This window comes from Anaerobacillus sp. ABA4_114 (assembly GCF_056159065.1).
The window spans coordinates 1,493,848-1,516,592 of the sequence record NZ_JBSWUM010000001.1 but is presented as its reverse complement, the minus strand read 5'-3'; the positions used below and the strand labels follow the sequence as shown (position 1 = coordinate 1,516,592).

The 22,745-nt window shown below is 39.5% G+C and carries 22 protein-coding genes, 7 tRNA genes and 1 other annotated feature; of the genes, 3 read left to right on the top strand and 26 right to left on the bottom strand.

Annotated features, from left to right (window positions below; all coding sequences use genetic code 11):
- Positions 1-50: 50 nt before the first annotated feature.
- From nhaC to ACXAEY_RS07470, 14 genes are all read right to left on the bottom strand, one after another.
- On the bottom strand, positions 51-1,436 hold the full coding sequence (gene nhaC, locus ACXAEY_RS07535; RefSeq protein ID WP_474811120.1) for a Na+/H+ antiporter NhaC: 1,386 nt from the start codon (positions 1,434-1,436) through the stop codon (positions 51-53).
- Between the two features lie 84 nt (positions 1,437-1,520).
- Positions 1,521-1,724 (bottom strand) — a binding site (T-box leader).
- Positions 1,725-1,825: 101 nt separating this feature from the next.
- Positions 1,826-2,845: a ThiF family adenylyltransferase gene (locus ACXAEY_RS07530; RefSeq protein WP_270179283.1), complete on the bottom strand. Its 1,020-nt coding sequence runs from the start codon at positions 2,843-2,845 to the stop codon at positions 1,826-1,828.
- Positions 2,842-3,438, bottom strand: coding sequence for a molybdenum cofactor guanylyltransferase (locus ACXAEY_RS07525; RefSeq protein ID WP_474811117.1), 597 nt, complete (start codon positions 3,436-3,438; stop codon positions 2,842-2,844). Before ACXAEY_RS07525 ends, ACXAEY_RS07530 begins: the two co-directional genes overlap by 4 nt.
- Complete coding sequence (locus ACXAEY_RS07520) at positions 3,435-4,205, bottom strand: DUF92 domain-containing protein (protein WP_474814756.1); 771 nt, start codon at positions 4,203-4,205, stop codon at positions 3,435-3,437. Before ACXAEY_RS07520 ends, ACXAEY_RS07525 begins: the two co-directional genes overlap by 4 nt.
- The gene (locus tag ACXAEY_RS07515; protein WP_474811115.1) at positions 4,205-4,771 is read right to left on the bottom strand and encodes a 5-formyltetrahydrofolate cyclo-ligase; all 567 of its coding nucleotides are present in this window, start codon (positions 4,769-4,771) and stop codon (positions 4,205-4,207) included. Before ACXAEY_RS07515 ends, ACXAEY_RS07520 begins: the two co-directional genes overlap by 1 nt.
- 81 nt (positions 4,772-4,852) lie before the next feature.
- Positions 4,853-5,002, bottom strand: coding sequence for a 50S ribosomal protein L33 (rpmG, locus tag ACXAEY_RS07510; RefSeq protein WP_136947542.1), 150 nt, complete (start codon positions 5,000-5,002; stop codon positions 4,853-4,855).
- A 76-nt stretch (positions 5,003-5,078) separates the two neighbouring features.
- The gene (locus ACXAEY_RS07505; protein ID WP_474811113.1) at positions 5,079-7,061 is read right to left on the bottom strand and encodes a glycoside hydrolase family 15 protein; all 1,983 of its coding nucleotides are present in this window, start codon (positions 7,059-7,061) and stop codon (positions 5,079-5,081) included.
- Positions 7,062-7,178: 117 nt separating this feature from the next.
- Positions 7,179-7,838 (bottom strand): phosphate signaling complex protein PhoU, encoded by a 660-nt coding sequence (gene phoU, locus ACXAEY_RS07500; protein ID WP_270179286.1) that lies wholly within the window; start codon positions 7,836-7,838, stop codon positions 7,179-7,181.
- 21 nt (positions 7,839-7,859) lie between these two features.
- Positions 7,860-8,675, bottom strand: coding sequence for a phosphate ABC transporter ATP-binding protein PstB (pstB, locus tag ACXAEY_RS07495; RefSeq protein ID WP_442865119.1), 816 nt, complete (start codon positions 8,673-8,675; stop codon positions 7,860-7,862).
- A 54-nt stretch (positions 8,676-8,729) separates the two neighbouring features.
- On the bottom strand, positions 8,730-9,608 hold the full coding sequence (gene pstA, locus ACXAEY_RS07490) for a phosphate ABC transporter permease PstA (protein WP_270179287.1): 879 nt from the start codon (positions 9,606-9,608) through the stop codon (positions 8,730-8,732).
- A complete protein-coding gene (gene pstC / locus ACXAEY_RS07485; RefSeq protein ID WP_474814753.1) occupies positions 9,608-10,519 on the bottom strand; it encodes a phosphate ABC transporter permease subunit PstC in 912 nt (303 codons plus the stop codon). The genes pstA and pstC overlap by 1 nt, the downstream gene beginning before the upstream one ends.
- Before the next feature lie 102 nt (positions 10,520-10,621).
- A complete protein-coding gene (locus ACXAEY_RS07480; RefSeq protein ID WP_474811110.1) occupies positions 10,622-11,590 on the bottom strand; it encodes a PstS family phosphate ABC transporter substrate-binding protein in 969 nt (322 codons plus the stop codon).
- Positions 11,591-11,851: 261 nt separating this feature from the next.
- Complete coding sequence (locus ACXAEY_RS07475) at positions 11,852-13,882, bottom strand: peptidoglycan D,D-transpeptidase FtsI family protein (RefSeq protein ID WP_474811108.1); 2,031 nt, start codon at positions 13,880-13,882, stop codon at positions 11,852-11,854.
- A 108-nt stretch (positions 13,883-13,990) separates the two neighbouring features.
- A complete protein-coding gene (locus ACXAEY_RS07470) occupies positions 13,991-15,238 on the bottom strand; it encodes an MFS transporter (RefSeq protein WP_474811106.1) in 1,248 nt (415 codons plus the stop codon).
- Between the two features lie 100 nt (positions 15,239-15,338).
- Here ACXAEY_RS07470 and ACXAEY_RS07465 point away from each other — a divergent pair, with 100 nt between their 5' ends.
- Positions 15,339-15,617 carry a hypothetical protein gene (locus ACXAEY_RS07465; RefSeq protein ID WP_474811104.1) on the top strand — a complete coding sequence of 93 codons (279 nt, stop codon included), beginning with the start codon at positions 15,339-15,341 and terminating at the stop codon, positions 15,615-15,617.
- 34 nt (positions 15,618-15,651) lie between these two features.
- On the opposite strand, the gene ACXAEY_RS07460 is transcribed toward ACXAEY_RS07465, so the two are convergent.
- From ACXAEY_RS07460 to ACXAEY_RS07415, 10 genes are all read right to left on the bottom strand, one after another.
- On the bottom strand, positions 15,652-16,263 hold the full coding sequence (locus tag ACXAEY_RS07460; protein ID WP_270179293.1) for a superoxide dismutase: 612 nt from the start codon (positions 16,261-16,263) through the stop codon (positions 15,652-15,654).
- A gap of 209 nt (positions 16,264-16,472) precedes the next feature.
- A tRNA-Phe gene (locus ACXAEY_RS07455) sits at positions 16,473-16,548 on the bottom strand.
- Between the two features lie 165 nt (positions 16,549-16,713).
- A tRNA-Met gene (locus ACXAEY_RS07450) sits at positions 16,714-16,790 on the bottom strand.
- A gap of 51 nt (positions 16,791-16,841) precedes the next feature.
- Positions 16,842-16,934 (bottom strand) — tRNA-Ser (locus ACXAEY_RS07445).
- Between the two features lie 5 nt (positions 16,935-16,939).
- Positions 16,940-17,016: transfer RNA gene (locus ACXAEY_RS07440), tRNA-Ile, on the bottom strand.
- An 8-nt stretch (positions 17,017-17,024) separates the two neighbouring features.
- Positions 17,025-17,100 (bottom strand) — tRNA-His (locus ACXAEY_RS07435).
- Between the two features lie 18 nt (positions 17,101-17,118).
- Positions 17,119-17,195: transfer RNA gene (locus ACXAEY_RS07430), tRNA-Met, on the bottom strand.
- A gap of 3 nt (positions 17,196-17,198) precedes the next feature.
- Positions 17,199-17,273 (bottom strand) — tRNA-Asn (locus ACXAEY_RS07425).
- 134 nt (positions 17,274-17,407) lie between these two features.
- Positions 17,408-17,890: a DUF456 domain-containing protein gene (locus ACXAEY_RS07420; protein WP_270179294.1), complete on the bottom strand. Its 483-nt coding sequence runs from the start codon at positions 17,888-17,890 to the stop codon at positions 17,408-17,410.
- A gap of 68 nt (positions 17,891-17,958) precedes the next feature.
- On the bottom strand, positions 17,959-19,587 hold the full coding sequence (locus ACXAEY_RS07415; RefSeq protein WP_270180593.1) for a Na/Pi cotransporter family protein: 1,629 nt from the start codon (positions 19,585-19,587) through the stop codon (positions 17,959-17,961).
- A gap of 222 nt (positions 19,588-19,809) precedes the next feature.
- Between ACXAEY_RS07415 and ACXAEY_RS07410 the strand changes: the two genes are divergently transcribed.
- Positions 19,810-20,583 carry a DUF1189 domain-containing protein gene (locus ACXAEY_RS07410; protein WP_270179295.1) on the top strand — a complete coding sequence of 258 codons (774 nt, stop codon included), beginning with the start codon at positions 19,810-19,812 and terminating at the stop codon, positions 20,581-20,583.
- Positions 20,584-20,629: 46 nt separating this feature from the next.
- On the opposite strand, the gene ACXAEY_RS07405 is transcribed toward ACXAEY_RS07410, so the two are convergent.
- Entirely contained in the window at positions 20,630-21,283 is a 654-nt protein-coding gene (locus ACXAEY_RS07405) for an NfeD family protein (RefSeq protein ID WP_474811101.1), read from the bottom strand.
- Between the two features lie 68 nt (positions 21,284-21,351).
- Positions 21,352-22,227 (bottom strand): DUF1002 domain-containing protein, encoded by an 876-nt coding sequence (locus tag ACXAEY_RS07400; protein WP_474811099.1) that lies wholly within the window; start codon positions 22,225-22,227, stop codon positions 21,352-21,354.
- Positions 22,228-22,392: 165 nt separating this feature from the next.
- On the opposite strand from ACXAEY_RS07400, the gene ACXAEY_RS07395 reads away from it, so the two are divergent.
- Positions 22,393-22,722, top strand: coding sequence for a LysM peptidoglycan-binding domain-containing protein (locus ACXAEY_RS07395; RefSeq protein ID WP_474811097.1), 330 nt, complete (start codon positions 22,393-22,395; stop codon positions 22,720-22,722).
- The last annotated feature ends 23 nt before the right edge of the window (positions 22,723-22,745 follow it).

Sequence of the window (22,745 nt, the reverse complement as noted above, 5' to 3'; positions counted from 1 at the left end):
TCCTCCTGTAAACAGTATGTTACTAATACTGTTTACAGGAGGGTGTTGTTTTATCCATTTTGGAGCGTTTTAGACTTTTGAAAGCGCATATCGTTTACGTATCCTAATACGATCGTAAATATCGGAGAAAGCCATAAGAAAATAGCAAACGGCAAATAGCTCAGTACAGAAACACCTAGTGTTTCTGCGAAGAATGCTCCAGAAACTCCCCAAGGAATGAGGGGGTTCACAAGTGTTCCAGCATCTTCTAGCGTTCTCGATAAGTACTTTCGATCGATACCAGCCTTATCAAAGAACGGCTCAAAGGTTTGGCCTGGTAACAAGATTGATAAATATTGTTCTCCCGTTAACAAGTTGACCCCGATAGAAGAACCAGCAGTTGCTGAGATCAAATGTCCTTTGCGATTCAATAATTTTGTAAGCCCCGTCATGAGCGCTTGAATAATTCCTAATACTTGCAGTACACCACCTAGTGCAAGAGCAAGTAAAATTAAGGAAACACTCCACATCATCGATTGTAAGCCACCTCTGTTAATAATTCCATTAACTAGCTCACTCGATGTTTCAAGTACAAATCCATTTTGCATCGTGTTCAAGATCGCTGTTGCAGAAAAGACTCCTTGTGCTCCAATCGCAACTAGAATCCCTGCAATCAAACCAGAAATTAACGTTAATAATACAGGAACACGTCTAAGAGCTAGAATGAGAACTACCAATGGAGGTAATAATGTCCAAAACGTGAGGTTAAACTCACTCGATAGCACGGAAAGGGATTTCGATAAATCTTCTGGATCAACAGAAGCGGAAAATTGATTGCTCATGATGAAGAAAAAGATAATCGTCACGATGATGGCAGGAATAGTCGTATTCATCATATGTCTTATATGCGTAAATAGATTGACACCAGACACAGCAGGAGCGAAGTTTGTCGTATCTGATAATGGAGACATCTTATCTCCAAAACAAGCACCAGATATGACGGCTCCTGCAGCTAGAGCTGGATTGACTCCCATCGCTGTTCCAATTCCCATCATAGCAATACCTATCGTACCGATTGTTGTAAATGAACTACCCGTGAAGCTCGAAACAATAATTGTAATTAATAAAGCACTAATTAAAAACCATTCAGGTTGTATAAACTTGAGTCCTCCATAGAGCAGTGCAGGAACTGTCCCGCTTTGCATCCAGATTGCAATCATCATTCCCACAATAAATAAGATCAAAACAGGTTTTAATCCAGTTGTAATACTTTCTAGCAGGCCTTTCTCAATGGAGTCCCACTTGATTCCCCTTAAAAGACCAAAAAGACTAGTCCCTACAATTCCAACTAAAAGAGGCATGTGTGGTTCTACCTTCATAATGATAATACTGAAAAGCATCCAGCCCATAAGTAATGAAATGACGATGAGCGCAGATGAAAATGATAATTTTTTCACAGTTTAACTCTCCCTTTTTCTTAAATGACTATTAATAAGTTTGTCCTATCTCTATTTTTCCATAAAAAAATCCCTTCTCTATAAAGAAGGGACGAATTGTCTCGCGGTACCACCCTAATTAACAGCATATGCTGTCCTCTTAAGCTCCATAATATCGACTGGAATGCCGGGTATTACTACCTAGTTCCTCAGCTGTAAGTTCACTTTCTGACTGCCCCGATTCACACCTTCCACCGGGTCTCTGATGCTGCTATTTCACAAGCTACTCGACTGATTCATAACTTTTCCACTTTTATGCTTTTGTGCGTTTAAGTAATACCGTTATTTTATACCTAATTCTTTAGTCTGTCAAGACATATAAAAAAGCACCAGTGAGAACTGGTGCTGTGTTACATGCCGATATACCTAGAATAAAGAGCTTTAGCCCGCCCACTATCGCTTGTTCCTTGAACGAGCACTCGCCCATCAGGAAATATGACCAACCGCTCACCTTCTTCTAGCTCTGCTTTGAGTAAGAACGGCGTTTTCTTTACTTTAGCAACTTTTTCGAGTCTAAGAGACCACTCTTTCAGATCAAACGCCTTCTCAAGATTGATCTGTATCGTTTCTCTACCACATAAGGAAGCAACCTCACTGGCTGCACCATGCTGTAATGCTGGAAACTCTTTCTTTTGGCAAGCAGGGCAGTCTGTTTTCGGCGAAGAATACTTCATGGAATACGTGTGATTATTCCATATATCTACAGTCAGTAAACAACGATTTAATTTCTCATAAGCACCTACAATGTATTTCATCGCCTCTGTCACTTGATAAGAAGCGATAATATCTACAATTGGCGAGATAACACCAATCGTATCGCATGTTTCACCAGTAGTCCCTCCGGCGTCTTGAATAAAGCATCTCAAGCAAGGGGTTTCACCAGGTATGAAGAGAGCGGTCATTCCACGAGAACTAACAGCACCTCCATAAACATAAGGAATTCCTTGTTTGAATGCGGCATCATTGAGTAAGAAGCGCGTAGAGAAATTATCCGTTCCATCCATCACCATATCGATCTCTTCCATTAGTTCAAGAATATTTGACGCGTTTACATCAGCCGTAATGGCTTCGATCGTCACCTCAGAGTTCATTTTTTCAAGCTTTCGTTTCGCTGCAACAGCTTTTGGCAAAGTAGCTTCAACATCATCCTCGTCAAATAACATCTGACGTTGTAAGTTGCTCTTCTCTACATAATCACGGTCAACGATTCGAACTTTGCCTATGCCTGCTCTTACCATATGATTAGCTATAGCAGTTCCTAACGCGCCCATTCCAACTATGAGAATACTTGTGTCCCCAAATTTCTTCTGTCCTTCTTCTCCAATTTGTGAAAATAACATCTGACGTGAATAACGCTGGTACTGACTCATTGATTCGGCCCCTTTCGGATTAACATATATTCTTCTATGGTATTCACGTTCGTAAAGGATTCAAGGTCTTTATCTTCAATCATCACATGTCGTACTTTAAGCTGTTTAAGTGCAGCCATCACTCGTTTATCGCCTAGTAGTAATTCATTTTCGATGCTGTCCTTACAAGTGTATTTGTACAATGCACAAAGTGGCTGTATATGACCATTAGCAATAGGGATAATGGCATCAGCTTCCGGATGGTGTTTTGCCTCTTGTATAAGTTTAGAAAAAAGATCTGCAGTAACGAGTGGCATGTCACAAGCAACCACAACATAGTAGTCTGCATTTATTACACCCATCGCAGAAATAAGACCTGCTAGTGGGCCCATCCCTTTAAATCTCCGATCATCCACAATAATATCTGCATGCTCTTCCGATTTGAATCTCGCCATAAGCTCTGGCTTTGTAACGATGAGACATTTATGCACATGTTTCGTTAACTCATTGACGATTGTCTTATAGAAAGGTGAACCTTGGTATTGGACAAAAGCTTTATCGTGACCAAACCTTCGTGATTCTCCTCCTGCTAACAATACACCACATGCTTTCATAGGAACCACACTCCACAAGCTATGCCTCCACATAGAGAGGAAACCATGTTAACGACATCGTTATTTATTCCACTAATTCCTTTTATCTTTGTGGTGCCAACCCCACAGTGTACGGTGCGTTCAGTTTTGAGAGAACACGTCTCACAATAGAACTCTTCCTGAATGGTAGCACCGATTATGGTGTCGATCATACTACGCAGCACTCCAGCACCAGTGATCACAAGAAAAAGTGTGAATGGTAGATCAAAAAGAAAGAAGCCGACTCCCGCTACTAGTAGTGAAGCAAGAAATGATGCTAGTAAACCAGGCATACTCACTGCCCCAGAGGTGCCTCTAGGTACAGTACGTAACTTGAGGATATGGTATGGGTCTCTCTTTGAGAGTACGCCGAGCTCTGATGCCCACGTATCTGCATTTGATGCAGCAAGAGCTGAAATAAAAAAAGCAATCCACCATAGAGAAGGAAACATTGCCATCATAACACCTGCAAATGCTGCTGCTCCTCCGTTAGCTAACACTTGGTACTCATCTCTCGCTGAACCCTTTACAACGATTCGTTCTGTTTCTTGCTTTCGATCTTGTTTATACTTACTCCATAGTGTAGAAGTTCCAAAAAAAACCCCTAGTAACACTAACCCTTTCCACCCAAAACCATATGCGATGGCATTTCCGGTGAATATAGCGGCAACAGTACCTTTTCTAGACAATGCTCCCATCTTCAAGCCAACGACACCTGTCAAAAGAATAACGATGAAATAAAGGAGCATCATGTGAAGCGTAAAATCTTTTTATCTGTAATGAGTGTTTCAACTGGAAGATCGAAAGGCTCGACAGGTAATTTCTCGACTAATTGAATGCTATATGCTAATGACACGGTTTGATTATCATATTGCTGCAAAAACCTGTCATAATAGCCTCCTCCGAATCCAATCCTGTAACCGTTCTCATCAAACAATAATCCCGGTATGACCAATAGCTGAATGTTCTTTGGCTCACAAGCTTTTGTAAGCTCGGGTTTAGGCTCTTTCAAACCAAAATACACTGTTTCTAATTCATCCCAACTGTTTAAGTAGCGGAATGTCATCGACTTATCCTCTGGATGGCATTTCGGTACAGCAACTTTCTTCCCAACTGACCACGCATGCTCAATAACTTTCTTTGTATTCACTTCATTTTTCATTGCAACTGTTAGTCCGATTGTCTCTGCTTCTTTATAGGGATCATATGTAAAAAGGTTTTCGAGGATCCGGTCATCAAGTTCTACTTTTTCCTTGTTTGTCATTTCCTTTAGACGGCTTTTCATATTGGTTCGCAACATTTGCTTTGTTTGCATCATTACCTCTCCTCTATATGATCGTTACTATCAGTGTAAGGGAAAGAAGACAAATAAAAAAGCAGTAGGATAACCTACTGCTTACTTTGTTTCGCGATGTAACGTGTGTTTCTTTAGTCTTGGGCTATATTTTTTAAGTTCAAGACGATCTGGGTTTGTACGTTTGTTCTTTGTTGTAATGTAGTTACGATCGCCAGTTTCAGTGCAAGCCAATGTAATTTGTACGCGCATGAATATCCCTCCAAATCCTATCAAACTGTTCATTTAACAACATACTTTATTATGATAACAAACAAATATGGTTCTATCAAGTTGTTTTTAGTGCTGAGAGAACTTTATATTTTTCTATATAATCCTTGACTACATCAACATACGTAGCGTGTGACCACGTAAGCGGAGCAACCGAGAGCGGCTTTCCTGTATAGGGATTGACTTGTTCAGGCAGTATGCCACTTGATAAGGAGTGCTGGTGTGCCCATTCAAGGTGTACCTTTGCTTGGGCTAACTCCTCGACCGAATTTGCTTTTGCGATTTTCCACTTCGCCATCCATAATGTGCAAATGATCCAAGGGTTTCCCGGTACCTCTTCTACGTTTTGTGATTGTTGAAAGTAATAATCGCTTACGTAGCGAGCTATTCCACCGACGGATGTTTTTACAGAAAGGCGCTCTTCTATTAATTCCATTGTTCTAACAATCCTCGGATCATCAGGCGGTAGTACTCCAAATGCAAATAATCCAAATACACTACTCTCGATCGTATAATCTTTCGTTATCTCCCCTGTTTCACTATTTGTATAAATCCCCCTAATAAAACACGAGCGGTCTTCATCGTAAAAATGTTTTTCGATTCCTTTTTTAATTTTCTCTGCACCTGCAAAATAACTCTCTGCACGATCGTCTTCACCAAATAGTGTCGCAAATGAATATGCGGCCATTAACCCACCATACGTTGCTGCTGCAGTGAAACTAAACACACCTAGACGCTCTTCCCATAGATCGTAGGAAGGGTGAGGTAAACTGAGCGATTCATCCATATAATCGAGCAGAAATCTAGCACCAGGCCGAATAAGATATTTATAAAGTGATTGAGCAAACTCGATATCTCCCGTTGATTGATAATGCTCCCAAAAGGCCCAAAGAACAAGAGCCGTCTCATCTTCTTGAATAGGAAGCTGCGGAGATCCTTTTCGATCGATATAAGGGTGCCAGCTCGAACCAACCGATCCATCTGGATTATACTTATGATGAAGGTAGCCATCAACGGACAACAGCTCAGCACAACATCTATAAAAGTTTGAGACCATGCCGTGATAACCTGCTTTAGATAATGAAGCGGCTATCAATGCCCCATCTCTCGGCCACATATAGCTGTAGTGATCGCGATTATAATGAAGGATATCAGAATCATTAGCAGCGATGATCGTTCCGTTCTGGTTAGTTTGAGTACGAACGATAAGAAGACTTCTCTTATATAGAGATAGTAGATGAGGACTAAGATCAGATTCAGGAATAACTGATTTGTTTACCCACCTGTTCCAATACATTCGGATTTTCTCAACCGTTAAACGAGTTCCGATTTCACTCACATACGCATGTAGGTTGTTAACTTCTTCCTTCGTTCTGCCGACTGTCATCCAATAATAGGCAGTCGTTTCAGAGTTAGCAGCAATTTTCGTTTCAAGCGAAAATGTGCTATCAACAGATCCTTGTGCGATCGGATTCACATGGAGGTGACCATCTTCTGCATCGCGCCACGTACCTTCTGCAGATTGAAATCGTTTGACCCCTGTTGTATATTGCTCGATACCTCCACCATCCACCTCTCCATTAAACAAGAAATATCGATACCGCTTGTAATGAATAATGGATTTAGTGTCTGGACAAAAGTAAGCCGTGTCTCCTACTTCAGTTTCATATATGTTTAAGTCTTGATGAAAGAACAAACGGACTTCCTTTTCTTTTTCTTCTAAGTTTTGAATCGTGATCTTACGTATCATCAACATTTCCCTCTGATGGACACCTTCTTCAAATATCAATTTCAATCCAAGATGAGGATGGTATGCTGAACTGTAAGTAACAAGAGTATCTTCGTCATAATCAGGGTTTATTTCCCATTCGGATGAATGTAACCACGAAAAATTCCCATCTACCCATACCCCAATCCTGTTTGCATGTCCTTGAACATGATTTTGCTGACCTACATAAGGGTAATAGATATCTCTAATCTGCAAGAACTGATCCATATTGATCAAGAGCTGTCCGTTTCCAATCACTAAGTGTCTAGGCATCTTGTCCCTCCTCGTCCACATCTATTTTAGTGTATTTCACAAACCTTCGAGAGATTACTTGTACGAGAGATAAACATAAAAAAAGCCGCCTTCCTATATAGGAAGACGGCTTACATATTAAGCGTTCAAATCGTATCGTTTACCTTTTACAACATAAATCACACTTTCAGAGATATTCGTGCAGTGATCACCAATTCTCTCAATGTAACGACAGATAAATGCGAGTTGCTGAATCTGACTAATACTATCAGGGTATTTTGTCATGAGTTCGAGTAGTTCTTTTACCAATCGACCATACATCGTATCGATTTCGTCATCAGCATCCGCAACAGCTTTCGCTTGATTCACATCTTCTTCATAGAAGGATGACAATACTTCTCTTAGCATGTTGTTTGCTTTTTCAGCAAGAGCAGGTATCTCTTCGATTGGCTTTACGAAAGGTTTATCACCGATTCGGATGATCGACTTCGCGATGTTAACAGCCAGATCGCCTACTCTTTCAACATCAGTAGAAATTTTAAGCGCTGAAATCAAACGACGTAAGTCTGAAGCAAGTGGTTGCTCTTTTGCAATAAGCCAGATTACTTTTTCGTTGATCTCTTCTTCGAGTTCATTAATTTCGTGATCATTATCGATGATTTCAAGAGCTTTCTCTACATCCTGGTTTTTCAATGCTTTAATTGATTCGTCAACAGCGAGCTGAGCAAGAGAACCTAGCTCTAACAGTTGAGCTTTGATTTCATCTAATTGTTCTTGGAAATTTTCTCTAACTACCATAAACAGTCACCCCCGAAATTTTTAACCGAAACGGCCAGTAATATAGTCTTCTGTACGCTTATCTGATGGATTAGAAAACAGCTTGTTCGTATCAGAGAATTCAACCACTTCACCATTAAGGAAAAAGGCTGTTTTATCGGAGATTCGAGCTGCCTGCTGCATGTTATGCGTAACGATGATGATACTGAATTCTTTCTTCAATTCTTGAACGAGTTCCTCAACTTTAAGTGTAGAGATCGGATCAAGTGCGGATGTTGGCTCATCCATCAAGATGACATCTGGTTCGATTGCAAGACAGCGTGCAATACAAAGACGCTGTTGCTGTCCACCCGAAAGACCGTATGCATTTTCATTCAATCGATCTTTCACTTCTTCCCATAGAGCTGCGCCTTTTAAGCTTTTCTCTACGATTTCATCGAGTACTTTTTTATTCTTGATTCCGTGGATTTTAGGGCCGTATACCACATTCTCATAGATAGATTTCGGGAATGGGTTTGGCTTCTGGAACACCATTCCTACTTTTGTACGAAGATCTTCAACTTTATATTTGCTATCGAAGATATTATTGTCACGGTATTTAATATCACCAGACATTTTTACGATCGGCACCATTTCAACCATTCTGTTTAGGGCTTTGATAAATGTAGACTTTCCGCAACCTGAAGGTCCGATAATTGCAGTGACCTTATGTTCAGGAATTTCAAAGTTAATATCCGTTAACGCTTGATCTTTCCCATACCATAAGTTGAAATTCTCAATTTTGTATACTGATTGACCATCTGCTTTTTGTTCAGCTTCAGCACGTTGAGGTTTTTGGATCTTTTTTTCATCCATAATTGTTTTCATGATAACATTCCCCTTTTCATGTTGATGAGTAGAGCACGACTTTTCTTATAAACGTTTTGAAAATTTATTACGAATTAACACTGCGATAGAATTCATGATTAAAAGCATAGCGAGTAAAACGATAATTCCAGCTGCCGCTACGTCATGGAATTCAGTTTGTGGACGACTTGTCCAGTTAAAGATCTGAATCGGCATAACAGTAAAACCAGAAAGAAGGTTCTCAGGTAAATAGGCAACGAACGTAAGAGCTCCAATCATTAGGAGTGGTGCTGTTTCACCAATAGCTCTTGATAGTGCCAAGATTCCCCCAGTCAAGATTCCTGGAATTGCTGCTGGTAGTACGACTCTGCGAATGGTTTGCCACTTCGTCGCTCCCATTGCGTAAGATGCTTCCCTTAATTCTTTCGGCACAGAACGAACGGATTCCTGTGAAGCTACAACGATGATCGGCAAGATCAATAAGCTCATCGTTAACCCACCGGCAAGAACACTACGTCCCATCTCAAGCATACGAACGAATACAGTTAGACCGAGTAAACCAAATACAATAGATGGCACACCCGCAAGATTTGAAATGTTCAATTGAATGAACGTTGTAAATCGGTTTTTCTTTGCGTATTCTTCAAGGTAAATCGCTGTTCCAACTCCTAGAATTAATGAAACAGGTGCAATGACTCCCATTACCCACAGTGACCCATAAAATGCAGCCTTTATTCCTGCTTTTTCAGGGAAACGTGATGCGAAGTTTTGAAAGAATTCCAAGTCTAAATACCCAATTCCTTGAGTGAATATCCGATAAAGGAGGATAACGAGAACAACAAGTGCGAACATAGTAGCCCCAAAAAAGACTCCTTTTAGAACGTTGTTCTTCATCAACCTCGTTTGCATTTTACTTTTAACTTTTGATTGATCGATTAATTGCATTAGTATTCCTCCCTGAATCTTCGAGAAATATATTGAGCGATGAGGTTCATGATCAGAGTGAATAAGAACAGCGTCATCCCTACTGCATAGATACTATAGTAGATCGTTGTACCAAATCCAGCATCTCCAAGACTCACCTGAACGATATACGAAGTCATCGTTTGAATAGACTCGGTTACGTCCATTGTTAGCTTAGGTGTAGCACCACCAGCTACCGTTACGATCATTGTTTCTCCAATCGCTCTTGAAATAGCTAGAACAAATGAAGCGATGATACCAGAGAGAGCTGCAGGTAGAACGACTTTCACCGCAACTTCAAAACGAGTTGCACCTAGTCCGAGAGCACCTTCTCTAATTGCATTTGGGACAGAACTCATAGCATCCTCAGATAGGGAAGCGACCATTGGTATGATCATAATCCCAACCACAATTCCTGGGCTCAAAGCATTAAATACAGGAAGATTTGGAATAACGTTCTGCAATACCGGAGTTACAAATGTTAGCGCAAAGAATCCGTAAACAATCGTTGGAATTCCTGCTAGTACTTCCAATATCGGTTTAATAAATCGTCTTACACGATCACTTGCATATTCACTCAAATAAATGGCAGCAGCTAATCCGAATGGGATTGCTACAAGCATAGCAATAACTGTAATCATAAGAGTTCCTGAAATAAGCGGCCAAATACCATAGTCAGGATCTCCTTCAAAGAAAGGATACCAATCTTTATTTGTAAAGAACTCCACTATTGAAACGCGGCTAAAGAACGTAATGGTTTCAACAATAAGTGTAAACACGATTCCTAGCGTCGTTAGAACTGAAAGAATAGCACATACAAGCAATAAACCAGGAACCAATTTCTCCATAAAATTTAATCTTGTTTTTTGCTTATCTTTTCTATCTTTAATCATCTGACGAATTGATCTTTCCATAATAGTACTCCCCCTCACACTAGAGCAAAACAGGTTAAAGTGAGGAGTAAGTTCACTCCTCACCAAACTGTTTTCAATTCATTATTTTCCAGCGATCTCGTTAAGCTTATCCATAGCTTCTGTATACTTCTCATCAGGTAGAGCTACATAACCAACAGCTTCAGCCATCTCACCAGCATTTTCAATCATAAACTTATTGAAGTCATATACTGCAGGATTGTCTTTTACAGCAGAATGCTTAACATAAGTGAATAGTGGACGAGAAAGTGGCTCGTACGTTCCATCTTGAATTGTTTCAGCGTTTGGCTCAATTGCTTCGCCTTCACCATTTACAATTGGAACAACATTTAAATTATCTTTGTTTTCAAGGTAGTAAGCATATCCGAAGAATGCCATACCGTTTTTAGATCCAGTTACACCGTTAACAAGAACGTTGTCATCTTCAGAAAGTGTAGCTTCTTTATTCATTTGCTCTTCTTCTAGAACAACTTCATTGAAATAGTCATACGTACCAGAGTCAGTACCTGGGCTAAATAGTTCGATCTTTTCTTCAGGCCATTCAGAGTTGATTTCACTCCACATTGAAACTTCGCCAGTCCAGATTTTCTTGAGATCTTCAATTGTAAGCTGATCTACCCAATCATTCTCAGCGTTTACAACGATAGAAAGTCCATCTTTTGCAACTTCGAATTCAGTAAATTCAATTCCAGCTTCTTCTAGTGCAGCGACTTCCTCTTCTTTGATCGGACGAGATGCGTTACTCATGTCAGTCTCACCGTTAGAGAATTTTTCAAATCCACCGCCAGAACCGGAAACACCTACACTAACTTGAACCTTAGGTTGAGCAGCTGCATATTCTTCAGCTAGAGCTTCAAAGATCGGGAATACAGTAGAAGATCCGTCAACCATTACTTCTCCTGATACTTCTTCTCCGTTTCCAGACTCACCGCCAGCGTTGTTTCCTGCGTTTTCTGAGTTGTTTCCACAAGCTGCTGCGAAAACCAAAATCAATGACATTACTAGCATTAGTGCGATGCCTTTAAACTTCATGTGTTTTTCCCCCTAAATGGATGTGTTTTTTTGTATGGGTCATTAGGACTGCTACTGACCTCTCAACCACAATTACAAGAATACAGCTTGTTTATTAATTGCATATAAACCGATTGTAAAGATAGTGTAAATGCTTGTAGAAATGCTGATTTTCTTGCATATAATTGTGAATTGTTGTCGAAATCGCAGGACTTTAGACCTGATTAATCCTTACTCTTCCCAAACCAAAAAGAAAAAACCGCATTTCTGCGGTTTTTTATCTCATTCTTTATCCTTATTTTCAATTTCACTTCCACTAGGTACTTTCGCCTTGTTTTTGAGGTCGAAATAGGCATCTAATATTCTTCCGCCTATTTTCTTATTAACAAAGCCAGAGCTCGAATCGTTTACTTCCGGTATGACAACAGAAAAGGCAACCTCAGGATCGTTATAAGGAGCAAATCCTACAAGGGTCAAATTGTACTCCTCTCCGATCTGAGCCGTTCCTGTCTTTCCAGCTGCAACATAGTCATCACTCTGAAAGAAGTTATAATTCGTTCCTGCAGTTCCTTCTTTCGTATTCATAACCATCCACATTCCCCTTTGAATGTGTTCTACTTCATCTTTGCTCATTTTTACTTTATTCAATACTTCAGGAGTATGTTGAAAAAGAACAGTATTGGACAGTGTATCGCTTTCTGATGGTTCATGTACTTCTTTTAATAGATGAGGTTTAATGCGATAGCCTCCATTTGCAATCGTAGAAACGTATTGCGCCATTTGCATTGGCGTATACGTATCATACTGTCCGATCGACAAATCAAGTAAATTACCGAACACCCCAATTCCTCCATTAAGACCTGCACTTTCACCAGGGAGATCGATTCCAGTTGGAACACCTAATCCAAATTGAGAGAATGCTTCTCTCATTTGATTGTACGCTTCAGGATTATAGCTACTCCTCTTATTAGGTTCGTAGTCATACCCTGCCATCATCATTGCGATTTTAAACATATAGACGTTTGAAGACTTTTGTATTGCCACTAAATCCGATATTCTGCCCATCGCTCTAGAGGTATAAGAAGATTTGGTTTGACCATTCGAAAATCGAAGCACCTCATCTACTAGCATATCGTTGGGATTAATGACATCATATTGATACCCAGTTAATACTGTAGCTCCCTTAATCGTAGAGCCCATCGCATATGAATCTCCGATCACACCAAAGGTTCTGCCCGTATACTTCCCATTATTATAAGCTTTACCTGCTATTGATAGAACTTCACCAGTAGCAGGGTCCATCATCACAACATACCCTCTAGTCGCACCATATTTTCTGGCATCACGTAATTCTTCTTCTAAAATTTCCTCTACTTGTTGTTGTAGATCGATATCGATCGATAAAACAAGATCATTTCCGCGTTGTCCCTCTATTACTTCTGGCTCACCAATCGGCTCACCGGATTTATCCGTTACAAATTTTTGTTTTTCTTTTTGTCCTTTGAGAAATTCTTCATATTGCTTCTCAAGATAGCTAATACCTACTTGGTCATTCCTATCATAATCTCTAATTCGGTAGTAAGTAAGGCTTTCACGAGGAATGTGTCCTACATTTCCAAAGATTGTTTGAAGCGTCTCACCATATGGATATTCCCTTGTCGCGTCAGCTTGAATATCAACTCCAGGTAATTCACCGAGGTTTTCACTAATGCGTGCGATCTCATCTTCCGTTAACCCCATCTTAATCGTTTGAGAAGAAAGAGCGTACCCATTATCCATCGCTCTCTTTATGGCTGCTACTTCTAGTTCAGTCTCATCAGCTTTTATTTCAGCTAAATCTTTATCATCGATGCGCTCTATTTGGAGCTTGTAAGCCTCTGTTGAATCTAAATTCTCCCACTCTTGTTCTGAGAGCTTCTGTTTCGCTTCTTCTGGGCGAGTCACGATCCAATAATCCTTTAAATCCCGATCTGTAACTTCTTCAGAATCTTTCTCGATTAGTTCGGCGAGTTTTCTTGCAAGATCTAATCGTTCTGATTGATTCGTATTTTGTGTTCTTATGTAAGTAAGAGCGAACTCGGGATTATTATCTACAAGAACTCTTCCGTAACGGTCATACATCTTTCCCCTAGGCGCACTTGATTCTGCCGTTACATTTTCAGTCTGCTCTGATACCCGTTCATATTCTTCACCGTCCACAATTTGAATGACGCCAAGACGCAATACAAGAACTGAAAATAAAATAAAAACGGACAAGAATAATATATTTAACCTTATCGGCACGTGGTTCTTTTTCTTTCTATTAGGATTCACGTTATTCTTCCTTTCAACAAACAATTAGGCACCTGTAGAGTACAGGTGCCCTATCCCATATTTATTTACTATACTTAGTGATACACCAATTGTAAAGGGTATAATGAGCTATTGAACTGGCTCTACCGACTTTTCACTAAAAGCCCTAACAATCTTGAGTTTTCTATAGAAGAAGAAAATAATGGAATGACCAATTCCTAGGATCATCAATAGTGTAGGTACGATTTGAACATCGTTTGAAATCGAGATCGCTATTAGAAACACTGTAATCGATACAACCCTTCCAAAGTTTAAATACACCTCTCTTACTACAATGTACTCAATCCTCATTTCCGCAGCATTCCAAGCTTTTCCGATCACATCGTATGTTAGTGATACATATGGAACAAACAAAACGGGATAAGCGATTGAAATACAAATGCCGTAAAGCAGCAAGCGCGGGAACGTTAATTCAAATAAAAGAATAACCACTGAGACATATAGCATAATTCCTGCATAAAGAATTGCTTTTATACGAAAACGTGGTTTTATTAATCTTGTCGCAAGGTAATAAACCAGGAACGAAACAGCGGAATTCACCAAACCAAATGTTCCTATCGCAAGCTCACTGCCAGTCGTAATAAATACGAGAACAGCAATGACAAAAATAAATGTTCCCTCTCTTAACCCTTGGAAGAAGTGAGCATGAAGAACATTTAGCCAATCGCTGTTCGATTTACGTTCGTTGAAAACTCTCATGAATGAAAAGTTGCCTTTCGCTGATCGCCTCTTTAAGAAAAAACTCAAGATAACCGCAGCTGAGAAAAGCACCAGTGAGACTCCAAATATGATTTTGTACCCCGTGTATGATTCAAGACTTGAAATGACTACTCCTGCGAAAATAGGACCGATCATTCCAGCAAAAGAAGTTAGAAGTCCTAGAAAACCATTAAAAAAATCTCTCGTATCAGGCTCAGTTATTTCAAATGTTAATACATTAAACGCAAGCCAATAAAACCCAAACCCAATTCCAAGCAGTGCTCCCAATAAGACGAGTAACTGGCCAGCATTTTGCCCTAGTAGTAAAACCGTAATATAAAATAGCGCCAAAAAGATTACGCCGATTCTCAATACAATCACTCGATCCATCTTTTTAGCCCATCGTCCAGCTAAAATAAATGTAAGCGGTTGACTGATGACAACTGAAAGGTTGTAAATCGCAATATCTGCAAATTCACCTGTTTGTTTCCATAAATAAACGTTTACAAACGTATTTGAAAGAGCAATGCTCAAAGCATACAATCCGCCGATCGTTAATAATAAGAGTAGATCTTTTGTAACAGCTATATCACCCATTACGTGTTTAAGTACTTTCATGGCAAACTCCCCTTTTTTCCTCCTCCCTTATTTTGTATTAATTCTGTCTCCTTATGCGAAAGATTAGAAATGGGTAAGATGTTTTTGAAAGGAGAGTTCGATGTATTATTTTATCTATACAGGGGACGTCATTTCTCATCAAATTAAGAATACTCTTTTATCACAACTGATTTCTTTTGCGACAAAACTTGAGCAGCCACATACATATAATGAAGAAAAAAATTCATTAACGCTGCCTACATTCTTCATATCGATCAGGGAAAATCAAATTTTTTCCTATAGCAAGTACGATTTCAATGATGGCTGTGCAATTACAGACCTTGTTATTGGCTATCTATTAGAACATCTGGGAAGCGTCTATACAAGAATAGAACCATAAAAAAGCCCCGACAATACTGTCGGGGTTTTGGCGATTATTTTGCAGCTTCGTAACGCTTAGCTACTTCATCCCAGTTAACAACATTCCAGAATGCACTGATGTAATCTGGGCGCTTGTTTTGATACTTAAGATAGTAAGCATGCTCCCAAACGTCAAGGCCAAGAATTGGAGTAATGCCTTCCATTACAGGAGTATCTTGGTTTGGAGTACTAGTGATTTCTAGTTCTCCACCTTTAACGATAAGCCATGCCCAGCCAGAACCAAAGCGTCCTGCAGCAGCACTAGCGAACTCGTCTTTGAAGCTTTCAAAGCTTCCAAATTTCTTTTTGATTGCTTCGCTCAAGTCACCTGATGGTTCGCCGCCACCGTTTGGACTAAGTACTTGCCAGAAAAGTGTGTGGTTAGCATGTCCGCCACCATTATTTCTTACTGCAGTACGAATTCCTTCAGGTACAGCATCCAGGTTGCCAAGAAGATCTTCAAGGCTTTTGTCAGCTAAGTTTTCATGACCCTCAAGTGCACCGTTTAGCTTTGTAACATAAGCATTGTGGTGTTTGCCGTGGTGAATCTTCATTGTTTCTTCGTCGATATGTGGCTCTAGAGCGTTAAAATCGTAAGGTAGTTGTGGTAGTTCAAATTTAGCCATTGTAAATCTCCTCCTTTAAAAGTATGTAACCCTTGTGACTATTGCGTCACAAGTCATGATCACAATGTATCACATTTTTACAGTAGCAGATTTATCCTTTGTTTTCAAATGTTTAACATCGTGATATCGTCACCACTTTTTATAATTCCACACATAAAGAATCGTAAACATAAAAAAACCACCTACAAGGTGGTGAATCGATGTTAATATGGTGGCTCCGGACGGAATCGAACCGCCGACACGTGGATTTTCAGTCCACTGCTCTACCGACTGAGCTACAGAGCCATGATTGTTAATTCAATTAATAATTCAATCTAAACGTGAATGGTTATGTAGAATGTCTTTACAATTTAAAGATGTAACTGTTTATTATGCGTTTAGGTTGCCCCTAAAGGGACTACGATTAACTTTTAACAACGATGTTTATTCGACGTAGTTAAAAGTTTATTTTGGTTGCGGGAGCAGGATTTGAACCTGCGACCTTCGGATTATGAGCCCGACGAGCTACCGAACTGCTCCATCCCGCGACGATAAAATCATACGATTATTAACTTACTTTTCCATACTTAGAAGAAAGATGGCGGAGGAAGAGGGATTCGAACCCCCGCGGGCCGTTAAGCCCCTGTCGGTTTTCAAGACCGATCCCTTCAGCCAGACTTGGGTATTCCTCCGCGTATGGTGGACCCTGCAGGACTCGAACCTGCGACCGGACGGTTATGAGCCGTCAGCTCTAACCAGCTGAGCTAAGGGTCCAATGTAAATGGGGCGACTGATGGGAATCGAACCCACGAATGCCGGAACCACAATCCGGTGCGTTAACCACTTCGCCACAATCGCCATTGTGTTAAGTTAATATGGTAGCGGCGGAGGGGATCGAACCCCCGACCTCACGGGTATGAACCGTACGCTCTAGCCAGCTGAGCTACACCGCCATATGGCTCCACAGGTAGGATTCGAACCTACGACCGATCGGTTAACAGCCGATAGCTCTACCACTGAGCTACTGTGGAATATCTCTTAACGACAAGAATAACTATACCATATAGTTTAAAAAGAAGTCAATAACTTTTGTGATATAATTTTTATTGCTGAAAAATCAGCGATGAAATTACTATAGCATGGTTTTGTCCCTTCATCAAGATTACTAAAGAACATAAACAAGAAAGATAACAATCATTATTGCCTGAATAACACCTTTCATTAACGCTCCCCCAAGAAAACCAAGTAAAGATCCGACTCCTACATTAATCGACTCTCTTAATGGTTTTCGATGAAAGATTAACTCCGCTCCCACTGCCCCAATGAAAGGACCAAGAATAATTCCTAGAAAAGGGATAACGAAAGGTCCGACCAATAACCCTATAGTACTTCCCCATATGGCTGCTTTCGATCCTCCATATTTCTTGACTCCAAATAAGTTGCTAGCATAATCAGCAAGAAATAGTAGCGCGGTAAATAGAATTTGAATAATCCAAAAAGAAATTGTCATTGAACTAAATTCGAAAAATACACCGTACACAATATATCCTATGTAAATAAAAAGAACCGATGGAATGATTGGATAGATTAGTCCTACAAACGCCACTACAAACGATGCTATTATGAGTACCCAGTATAAGATATCCATGTTGCCCCCCTTTTTCTTCTATTATATAGAATAAAAAAAGTCAGGGCTAGCTAAGCCCCGACTTTTTATTACTCTTCTCCGATAACTGCTTCTGCAATATTAACAGCGTGATCACCTATACGTTCTAGGTTACTGATCATATCTACAAAGACGATTCCTGCACTTCCTGTACATTCGCCTTCATTTAACCTCATGATATGCTGCTTACGAAGAGATCTTTCCATTTTATCGATCTTATTCTCTAACTTCACAACTTCTCGAGCCTTCTCAACATCCCAATTATCCAATGCATCAAATGCCTGTTGAAGAGTCGTTAGCGTAAGATCAAACATTTGATCAAGGTCTTTCATAGCTACGTCAGTCATCTTCACTTTGTTGCTGATCTGATAATCAACGAGCTCGACGATATTTTCCATATGATCTCCAACTCGCTCAATATCACGAACCGAGTCCATCAACATACCATGTCGAGTTGACTCCTCAGCTGAAAGAGAGGTTGCAGATAGCTGAATTAAATAATCTGTGATCTTTGTGTCTAAGTTATTGATCGCGTCTTCATATTGAGCAGTTTTCTCTGCACTTTTTTGCTCTTTTGAAGTGACATATTTCGAAGCTTCTTTTACACCTTTATAAGCAAATTCGCTCATACGAATAACTTCTTCTTTTGCTTGTCCAAGCGCGACAGATGGAGAACGTTCGATAAATACCGGATCAAGGTGCTTTGGCTTATACTCGATCGCAGTATCATCACCAGGAATAATTTTTGTTACTAATACAGCAAGTAATGCAATGAATGGGAACTGAATGATTGTATTAGAAACATTAAAAATACCGTGTGCAAATGCAATAGTCATTTCTGCATTTAAATTAAGTGCATCTTGGATATATGCAATGAAAGGTGTGTACAGTGATAATATAATCAAGAACACTGTAGTACCAATTAAGTTAAATATAACATGTGTAAGTGCTGCCCTTCTTGCTGCAACTGAGGCACCAATCGATGCTAAAACAGCAGTTACTGTCGTTCCTATGTTATCTCCGAATAGAACTGGCATAGCAGCTTGTAGGGACATAGCATCCTGAGAGAATAAACTTTGCAGAACGCCAATCGTAGCACTTGAACTTTGTACGATGACAGTAAATACGGTACCAATGACTACTCCCAATATTGGGTTTTCACTCATACTAACCGTAAGATCTTGGAATACCTGAAGAGTTCTTAAAGGTTTCATACCGTTACTCATCAGTTCTAAACCATAGAATAAACCACCAAAACCAAAGATGATCTGTCCAAGATACGTTATCTTTTTGTTTTTAACAAAGAAGATCAATGCTGCACCAATAAATAGGATAGGTAGTGCGTAATCTTTGATAGGTATACCAATTATGAATGCTGTTACAGTTGTTCCTATATTTGCTCCCATTATAACTCCGATAGCCTGTTTAAGAGTCATAAATCCTGCATTTACTAGTCCTACTGTAAGAACTGTAGTTCCTGAACTGGTTTGTAACAAGATAGTAACGACTATACCTGCTAACACACCCATGAATGGGTTCGTTGTGAAGCGATCTAATATATCTCTTAATCGATCGCCCGCTGATCTTTGAAGGCCATCACCCATATACTTAAGTCCAAACAGGAAAATACCTAGACCTCCCACAAACTGAAAGATCATCTCCTGAACGTTGAGTTCCATCATTTCAACCCCTTGCACCATTTTATTTTTTTCGACAATACTCAACAAAGTCCCTTGTCTATTATCTACATCACCCTTTCTTTTGTAAAGACTAAATATAGATTTTGTAATGATTTATTCACAAAGGGAATGAAAAACTTTAACCGAGTTTATTGTTCCCTAAGTGGAATATAAGCTAAACTAGTTTATGGGTTTGTGTAATTAATGGAAGGAGATTTGAATTTGAACATATTTAAACAACTATTTTACAGCCTTTACTCTCCAAAGATGATGGCGCGCTTTCGTTTTCAAAAGCTTGGAAAACCGATCTTATATGTTTTTCTTTTAATGCTTCTTGCATCCGTACCAGTTGGAATTCTAACCACCGTTACATTTACGAATGCTTACGATGAATTGAAATCCCATATAAGTGACGTTCCTGAATTTAAACTTGTAGATGGAACGTTATCTGCTGATCAAGATGAGCCGTATATAACGAAGGAAGACGGAGAAACATTTATCTTTGACGCTACTGGTGAAACAAAACCTGATGATGTAGAAGGATATCAGACTGTCATTGCATTTTTAGGAGACAGAATAATGATTAAAGACTCTGGTACATTACAGGAATTTGATTATAGTAACTTCAGTACGATGAGTTTCACAAAAAGTGATGTGATTGAACTGTCACAAACACTCGATGATTTGCTTCCTATCTTTATACCCCTTGTCATTTTCGTCGTGTATCTTTTACAAACAGGTCTTAAATTTATAGGTGTGACGGTCCTTGCTACAATTGGTTTGACCTTGAAAAATATGACCAAGAGAAGAGTTTCCTATAAGCAGCTTTGGATACTTTCTGCCTATTCTGTAACGATACCGACGTTATTTTTCACTATTATGAGCCTGTTACGTACGCAAGTTCCATTTGGCTTTTTAGTATACTGGTTCGTAGCGATCTTGCTATTGTATATGGTACTGAAAGAAATTCCACTCCCCAAAAAGAGGCAAGAATAATCGTTAGAACAAAAAGAAGTCCTCCCGGTGTGCCGGGAGGACTTCTTTACACTTGCAGTGTTTCATCAGCTACTTTTTCTTCTATCAAGATTCTTGTTCCATCCACATCTGTTATCGTTACAGTAGTACCTTCATCGATCCATCTTCCAACTGAAATAGCGCTATACTTCTTATTATTCACTTCGATCGTTCCACTTGGCCTAAATGGTGTGATCGCTTTTGCTGTATGACCTACCAGGTCTTTGTATTCACTATTCATCGAGTTATAACCCATATCACCACTTAATCGATCTTTTAAGGTCATTTTCGTCCACATCTTCCTCGCAGTAAATACCTTCAAGAATAAGAATGATGCAGCTGCTCCTAATAGAAAACCACTAGATACGAGAAGTCCGTATATGAAAGAAGGTGAAGGTAACGCGACAGCAGTAATCATGATAAGGATACCAATTAATCCAAAGGTACCATCGTTTAGTAACTTTCCGTCAAGCACCACTAAACCAAGACCTACTGCAAAGACCAATCCCATCCAGAGGATTGAAACTGTCGACGTAAGGTGGAAACTGAAATAAAGCGTTAAAATCAATATCCCAATCAGTCCAAAAATACCTTTTGTGCGCACTAGAATTTCCCCGAATAAGAATAAGACCCCTAATAAGACGACGATGAATCCAATCGCAGGTACAGCTAAAATATCCATCCAAAACCGCCTCCCTATTTATTCCTCTATCCTATATACGAATGAAGATCAAAAAAGTTTCTCGGTTTTTATGATTGAAACGCCCCAGCGATGCTATCGATGATCGATTTAATAAAATCAATAAACTTGCTAATAAAATTCTTTGTTTCTTCCTTGTTTAGAAATTCATTCAAGTTTTCTTTTGCATTCTCTAATTGGCTTCTAACTTGGTCCCAATCAATATTTAAATTCTTCATTCGTTCAAATAACGCAACAAGGCCGTCTAACTCCTCATTTGTTAATTCAATACCTGAGTCTTTTGCGATTTGTTGAATTAGACTTCTAAGCTCTTCTTCTGTTTCAGGTGGATTCGATGCTATCTCATCTTTTATCTTTGTCATTAATTCTGTAGCTTTTTCAGCTCCAATGCTTTCACTTAGCTTAGCTGTCTTTACAAGCTCTTCATTTGCGACTTGTTTTTGCTCTTCTGGTATCACTTTGTCCATACTGACTTCATACGCTTTTATCAAACCAGTGAGTGCAGCCGTTCCAGACACTTCAATGGGTGCAGTGACATAAACGGCAGCATCCTTAACACCAGCCGTTATCAAAGCGTTTGTATACATCTCATCGGTTACCCAATTGATATTGTTGGTTTCTACACTCAACCCTTCATCCTTTTTGCCTATCGTGATCGATGATGATGAAAGAGCACGTGTTCCGATCAAGCCTTTACTTATATAATCACCAAGGTATTTATGTTCTTCTTCATTCGATACCGTAACGGTTAATGCTTCTTCTGGAGCATTCATTTCTTTCAATAATTCCTGTTGTTGACTCTCTGATAAATCTTCACCAAGCGTAATGATGACGTCCCCTTCACTGGCATCAGCCAATGCATCTATAGGTAATACGAACACAAGCAAACTAACTGTTAATAAGTATGGTAAAAGTTTTTTGATCATCATTCATTCTCCTTTATTTTAGAAGTAAGGAAAGTAATACACCTATATGCATGTTATTTTACTGCAGTCCTTCCTCAAAGAAAAGAAAATTCGAAAAACAGAGGAATAACCTCGTGGGACAAGCATAAGGTAAAAGTAAAAACAGTTAAGAAAGCGGGGTTTGCAATGCGTAAACTACTAACTGCTTTTATAATAATTCTCGTCCTTCACACCACCTATTACGATTTAACTACCGGGACTCTTGCAACGTATAATCCTCCTGCAGTACAAGTTGTTTCCGAATCCAACGAGCAGGGAGAAAAGCCTTATGTCCTCTACAAAGTAGCTGCGGGAGATACAGTTCTTTCAATTGTTGAAAAGACGAACGGTTCGATTCCAGTATCTATAGATACTGTGGTAAATGATTTTAAACAGTTAAACGGAATTCCCCCTACACATATCCAAATAGGAGAACAATATAAAGTTCCATCTTACATGGATGTGGAAACCCAGTGATTATTTCTTGTCAATCGTATTCA